This is a genomic window from Selenomonadales bacterium (assembly GCA_017442105.1).
Taxonomy (GTDB): Bacteria; Bacillota; Negativicutes; order RGIG982; family RGIG982; genus RGIG982.
Map to the genome: position 1 here is coordinate 1 of JAFSAX010000061.1, position 6,298 is coordinate 6,298.

At 45.7% G+C, this 6,298-nt stretch carries 6 protein-coding genes and 1 pseudogene; all 7 read right to left on the reverse strand.

What is annotated here, in order from left to right; translation table 11 throughout:
- A partial coding sequence (locus IJN28_02610; protein ID MBQ6712667.1) for a 4-hydroxy-3-methylbut-2-enyl diphosphate reductase occupies positions 1–896 on the reverse strand: 896 nt, incomplete at its 3' end.
- Positions 897–901: 5 nt separating this feature from the next.
- Positions 902–1,492, reverse strand: a complete 591-nt coding sequence (locus IJN28_02615) for a 1-acyl-sn-glycerol-3-phosphate acyltransferase (GenBank protein MBQ6712668.1) — start codon at positions 1,490–1,492, stop codon at positions 902–904.
- A gap of 659 nt (positions 1,493–2,151) precedes the next feature.
- Positions 2,152–3,444: pseudogene (aroA, locus tag IJN28_02620) on the reverse strand (3-phosphoshikimate 1-carboxyvinyltransferase).
- A gap of 52 nt (positions 3,445–3,496) precedes the next feature.
- Positions 3,497–3,730 (reverse strand): hypothetical protein, encoded by a 234-nt coding sequence (locus IJN28_02625; protein MBQ6712669.1) that lies wholly within the window; start codon positions 3,728–3,730, stop codon positions 3,497–3,499.
- 45 nt (positions 3,731–3,775) lie between these two features.
- Positions 3,776–5,020, reverse strand: a complete 1,245-nt coding sequence (locus IJN28_02630; GenBank protein MBQ6712670.1) for an NAD(P)/FAD-dependent oxidoreductase — start codon at positions 5,018–5,020, stop codon at positions 3,776–3,778.
- A gap of 3 nt (positions 5,021–5,023) precedes the next feature.
- The gene (locus IJN28_02635) at positions 5,024–5,842 is read right to left on the reverse strand and encodes an rRNA pseudouridine synthase (protein ID MBQ6712671.1); all 819 of its coding nucleotides are present in this window, start codon (positions 5,840–5,842) and stop codon (positions 5,024–5,026) included.
- Between the two features lie 17 nt (positions 5,843–5,859).
- The coding region (locus IJN28_02640; protein ID MBQ6712672.1) for a hypothetical protein at positions 5,860–6,298 on the reverse strand (439 nt) is incomplete at its 5' end.

A 6,298-nucleotide genomic window follows, 5' to 3' on the forward strand; every position in this document is an offset into this window, starting at 1 on the left:
CTGATGACCGTACCTTCGACCAATTCGCCTTTTCTCAATTCTTTCATTTCCACATCAAATGCAGATTCAAATGTTTCCATTTTTTCAGCAACCTCCTCAATGATCCAGCCCGGTGTCGATGCACCTGCTGTGATTCCTGCTCTTGTTTTTTCAAAAAACCATTCCGGTTTCAATTCACTTGCTGTTTCAATATGTTTTGTATCACAACCTGTTTTGGCGCAAAGCTCGGCCAATCTGGTCGTATTCGCACTATTTTTGCCACCGATAACGATCATGATATCGACCTTCTCTGCCAATTCAACAGCCGCTTTTTGACGAAGTTCTGTTGCCGTGCAGATCGTTCGTTTCACTTCAAGTTCACTGCATTTTGTCGCCAATACTTCTGTGATGCGGTCAAAATCACGTCCTGCAAACGTCGTCTGCGAAACGACACCGATGCGCTCTGCATTGGGCAAAGCTTCTGCTTCTTCAACAGTTTCTACGACGTATGCTTTTTGATTCGACCATTCAAAAATACTTTTTACTTCGGGATGTTTTTTCTCCCCGATCACCACAACGTAATCATTCGTTTCAAGAAGCGCTTTTGCCGATTGTTGTGCTTTTTTTACATGCGGACACGTTGCATCAACGATCGTCAAATTTTTATCAGCCGCTGCTTGATAGACTTGCGGTCCTACGCCGTGAGAGCGAATGACGATAGTACCTTGCTCCATTTCATCAAGCGATTCAACTTTACCAATACCATTTTGCTTTAAATGCTCTACCATCTGTGGATTGTGGATGATAGGACCGAGCGTGCAGATCGGAGCAGCTTGCCCAAGAGACGATTCAGCCAACTGTACGGCACGTGTAACACCATAGCAAAAACCTCTGTGTTCTGCAAGAATAATATCCATTACAATCATCTCCCCGCCTGTTCTTCGTCGAGCAGTTTTTGTATCTCTGTCATGATCTGCGTCGGAAGCGTCGTCATCAATTTTTTATCTTTTGGATCGCCTGCCGGAATCGGCTTACCGAATCGAATCGTAAATTTTGGGAACAGACCTTTTCCGTTTGTCCCCGTAATAGCGACAGGAACGATCGGCACATTTGCCTTATACGCGATCAAACCGATTCCTGCCTCAGGCTCACCCAATTTACCACTTTTGCTTCTAGTTCCTTCAGGGAACAAACCAAGACATTTGCCTTCGCCAAGAACAGTAAGTGCAGTCTTGATAGCGTTGCGGTCTGCCGCACCGCGATTGACAGGGAATGCCCCCAGGCTTGTAATGATAGATGAGAAAATAGAATTCTCAAACAGTTCTTTTTTTGCCATAAATGACACACGACGCGGACAAAATGCACCGACAAACGGCGGGTCCCACAAGCTGATATGGTTAGCGGCAATGATAGCACCGCCTTCTTTCGGGACGTTTTCTTGACCGTGTACTTCAGCACGATAAATAATTCTAAACATCGTAGGCAAAATGCCTTTTAAAAAACCATATAACATACTTATACCCTCTGTGTATAACTTAATATCGTTTGGATAACTTCTTCAATAGACAAAGATGTCGTATCTAGATAGATCGCATCTTCAGCTTGTACCAACGGCGCGATCTCGCGTTCCATATCCATACGGTCGCGTTCTGCGATCTCTTGTTCAAGTTCTTTGATATCGACTTTATACCCTTTAGCGATAAGCTCCAGATAACGACGATGTGCACGTTCTTCGATCGAAGCCGTCATAAATATTTTAAGTTCGGCATTCGGTAATACATTCGTCCCGATATCTCGACCGTCCATTACGATACCGCCTTCCTCTGCCATTTGGCGCTGCATCAAAAGAAGGCTGTGACGCACTGCCGGAATCTGCGCAACGGTCGGCACAAGAGCTGTTACCTCAGGCGTACGGATCGCATTCGTTACATCAATACCGTCTGCGAATACTTCCAAGTTACCATCTTCATACGTCATTTTAAGCTGTATCATCTGTGCAAGACGTCCGATCTCTTCCGTATCACGCGTATTCTCTTGAATTGCTTTCCACGCCACAACGCGGAACATTGCTCCCGTATCAACATAAACATAGCCAAGACGTTTGGCTACCTGCTTGGCAACCGTACTTTTGCCTGCACCTGCCGGTCCGTCTATCGCAAGAGCGATTCGTTGAGAACCAATACGTGTAAGATCTTGATAGAATGTCGGATAAGAAATGTCGGCACAATGTGCATCTTGTATTCTAACACCTTCAGCAGCCGTACCGGCAATCGCAAGTGCCATCGCAATACGATGGTCACCATACGAATCACAATCAGCCATATGAAGCGGCGCACCACCTGTGATGATCATACCATCAGGAAGTTCTTCGATCACAGCGCCCATTTTCCCAAACTCCGCACAGATCGCTTGGATTCGGTCCGTTTCTTTCACGCGAAGTTCGCCTGCACCTTTAATAACAGTCTTGCCTTCCGCGAACATAGCGGCAACAGCAAGAATGGGAATCTCATCAATAAGACGAGGAATATCTTCTTCACAAAGTGTGATGCCATGAAGCTGCGCAGAACGTACACGAAGGTCTGCTACAGGCTCTGCTCCGCTCATACGTTCATTTTCACAGGAGATATCAGCTCCCATCTCAATAAGTGCATCATAGATACCTGTGCGCGTCGGATTCATACCGACATTTTTCAGTACGATCTCGCTGTTTGGGCAGATAGAACCTGCTACCATCCAAAAAGCAGCCGAACTGATATCACCGGGCACTTCGATCGTCGCAGGTGCCGTTAATTCCGCAGGAATCTTACCGAGCGATACGCAAGTACCTTCGCGTTTGACTTCTACCCCAAACGTTTCAAGCATTTTTTCGGTATGATCACGCGAAATATACGGTTCGCTCACACTGACAGAAACTCCTGCACAAAGACCTGCCAACAGAATCGCTGACTTGACTTGTGCACTGGCAACAGGTGACTGATATGCGATCGCACTAAGCCCCCCGGACGGCATAACAGCCAACGGCAGATTGCGGTCATTAGCACGTGCACGAATCTGCGCCCCCATCTGCGTGAGCGGTGTAATAACGCGCCCCATCGGACGTTTCGAAAGCGAACTGTCACCCGAAAACACTGTAAAGAACGGTTGTGCTGCCATGATACCCATCATCAAACGAAGAGTCGTTCCCGAGTTGCCTGCATTGAGTACTTCGGTCGGCTCAACAAGTCCGCTGAGGCCGTTCCCTTTAACCGTTACCGTACCATCTCCACGCGTGATCGTAACGCCGAGTTTACGGAAACAATCAATCGTAGAAAGGCAGTCTTCTCCTTCCAAAAAGTTCGTGATCATCACTTCTGTATTCGATAAACCGGCAAACATGATACTGCGATGCGAGATCGATTTATCACCGGGAATCTCAATCACACCTGTTAAATTTTTTGCCGATTTGATAGTATGCCACTCTTGCATATTGATTCGTCCTTCCATTAAAGGTTATCTTATATAATTTCTCTGACAGATATTATTTTCCTGCCCATAATGGCAAAATGGTCGCCAGAATCTTTTCCAACAATGATCGTTCATCAATGCGCCCTTCAACCAGAGTAATTCCTTCCAACCGATCGACAAGCGACAATTCTTGACGAATATCATCATGTAGAAAAAGAAGCTGTACGACCACTAATAAAAACAACATTCCTTTACAAAGAAAAATCAAAATACGACTGTCAAATTCTTCTCGTCCATGTCTACCCATACGATCAGCTCCCTTAGCGATAGTATGAGCAAGAAGAGAATGATTTTATAACAATGATTCTGCCGCGGCTTTTCCCGCACTATATCCCGTCGAAAAAGCAGCCTGCAAATTGAATCCGCCCGTATATCCATCAATATCAAGCACTTCACCTGCAAAATACAGTCCATTTACAACCCGCGATGCCATCGTCTTGGGATTAACTTCTTTCGTCGAAACACCGCCCACCGTCACGATCGCCTCTGCCATCGGACGCGTTTTCGTAACGGTCATCTCCATATGCTTGATCGTATGTACAAGACGCAAGCGTTCTTCCTTCGTCACTTGATGGATCGGTTTTTCTTCATCAAGATATGCTAAGTCTATTACAACAGGGATCAATTTTTGCGGCAAAAGATCGTTGAGCGCATTTTTCATCTGTTTACGCAGATATTTTTCAAAATCACGTTGTACCCGTCTGTCGAGCTGTTCTTCCGATAACGCAGGTTTCAAGTCAAGCGAAAGAATGACTTCTTGTTTTTCTTCTAAACAAAGTGCGATCTTACGGCTCATCGACAGTACGATCGGACCCGATACACCAAAATGCGTGAACAACATTTCACCAAAATCAGAATCGATCTTTTTATCATTCACATACGCAGTAACACTGACATTGCGAAGCGACAAGCCCTGTAAGTCTTGTATCCAGTCTTCTTCTATTTCAAGCGGAACGAGCGACGGTGTAAGCGGTACGATCGTATGACCGACATCTTTTGCCATGCGATATCCATCACCGCTCGAACCAGTCCCCGGATACGATGCACCGCCTGTCGTTACGATAACGGCATCGGCTTCAAGTACCTCTCCCGAATCAAGACGCACACCTTGTACTGCACCATCAGCAATAACAAGAGATTTTACCTTCGTATCCGTCTGTATCCGCCCGCCCATCGCGATCACCATACGCTGAAGAGCGTTGACAACATCGATTGCTTGGTCACTGACAGGGAAAACACGTCCACCTCGTTCTACTTTCGTTTCAACACCGAATTCTTCCAGCAAACGAATAATATCCTCATTGAAAAATTGATAAAAAGCACTGTGAAGAAAGGCACCATTCCCCGGGATATTGGCAATACATCCTTTGATATCGGCATTATTCGTAATATTACAGCGACCTTTCCCTGTAATACGGATCTTCTTACCGACACCGTTCATCTTCTCCAACAATAATACTTCCGCGCCATATGATGCTGCCGAATATGCGGCGAGCATTCCTGCCGCGCCGCCACCGACTACAATAATCTTGCCCATCTCTTACTTCCTCGTTCTCTTCGGCTGGATCGTTTTTCTTGGTTTTCCTGTTTTAACAGGTTTCCCTGCCGTTTCAGCCGATTCATCATTTTTATCTTGACGAAGAAGATCCTTAAGCTCACGCAACTCTTCCTTCGTCAATTCGCGCGATTGACCACGGCGCAAGCCTTCCAAGGTCAAGTTTCCTACTTGCGTACGTTTCAGTTGGAGCACAGGATGTCCGATCGCTTCGCACATACGACGTACCTGACGATTACGTCCCTCATGGATCGTGATCTCTATCACTGTATAATCGCGCATCGGTTCATACTCCAATTTTTGTACAAGCGCAGGCGATGTCACACCGTCTTCTAATTCAACACCAACACGAAGCTTATCAAGTGCTTCTTCTGTTGCCATACCTTCAATACGAGCACGATACACCTTTTTCAGTTCATAACGCGGATGGATCATCTTGTTCGTCAAATGACCGTCATTCGTCAATACAAGCAGACCTTCCGTATTGTAGTCAAGACGACCAACAGGATACACGCGTTCTTTTACACGCGGAAGATAGTCGAGTACCGTCTTGCGACCACGTTCGTCTTTCGTCGTCGTAATAACACCTTTGGGTTTATAAAACAAAAGATAGACGGGGTTTTCTCTACGGATCAACTTCCCGTCTACCTTTACTTTATCTTTAGACGATACTTTGACACCCAATTCCGTAACGACCTGTTCATTTACTTTTACTTTTCCTGCCAAGATCAATTCTTCTGCCTGACGGCGCGAAGCAACTCCGGCTCTGCTAATTACTTTTTGTAATCTTTCTTCCTGCATCATGTTTCTCCATTTCTAGACTAATCTTGTTCCAATTCTCGAAAATCTGCCTGCACTTTGCACAACTTCACCACACGACCATCCTTCATCTTATGGTGACAACTCCCGCAAATCCCTTCACCGCAACACATAACAGCATTATTAGTAGCCGCCATAGGCAGATCTAATTCCATCTCATGTAATACCGATATTATACCACAATGCTGATTATCAGAACCGCAACTAGCAATAAAATCTATGCCTTTTTTTAATTTTTTTCGCATCAAGGGCATCCCGTCTTGGCGTAATGAAGATACTTCCCATACTTCTATCCCCATCTTGCGAAGTTCTTCACCAACAAATATCGTACCTACTTTTCCGCCCGCCAGAATCGCAGTGATCTGATTATCTCCCCGCACAAGTTCTCGCGCAACAGGAAGGAGCGTATCCTGCCCGATCCCGCCTGCAACAATAAGCACA

What these genes read in the sequence shown, in the direction of transcription:
- IJN28_02635 (MBQ6712671.1), bottom strand. Translation starts at nt 5,842, where the DNA reads ATGATGCAGGAAGAAAGATTACAAAAAGTAATTAGCAGAGCCGGAGTT.
- IJN28_02630 (MBQ6712670.1), bottom strand. Translation starts at nt 5,020, where the DNA reads ATGGGCAAGATTATTGTAGTCGGTGGCGGCGCGGCAGGAATGCTCGCC.
- IJN28_02615 (MBQ6712668.1), bottom strand. Translation starts at nt 1,492, where the DNA reads ATGTTATATGGTTTTTTAAAAGGCATTTTGCCTACGATGTTTAGAATT.
- IJN28_02625 (MBQ6712669.1), bottom strand. Translation starts at nt 3,730, where the DNA reads ATGGGTAGACATGGACGAGAAGAATTTGACAGTCGTATTTTGATTTTT.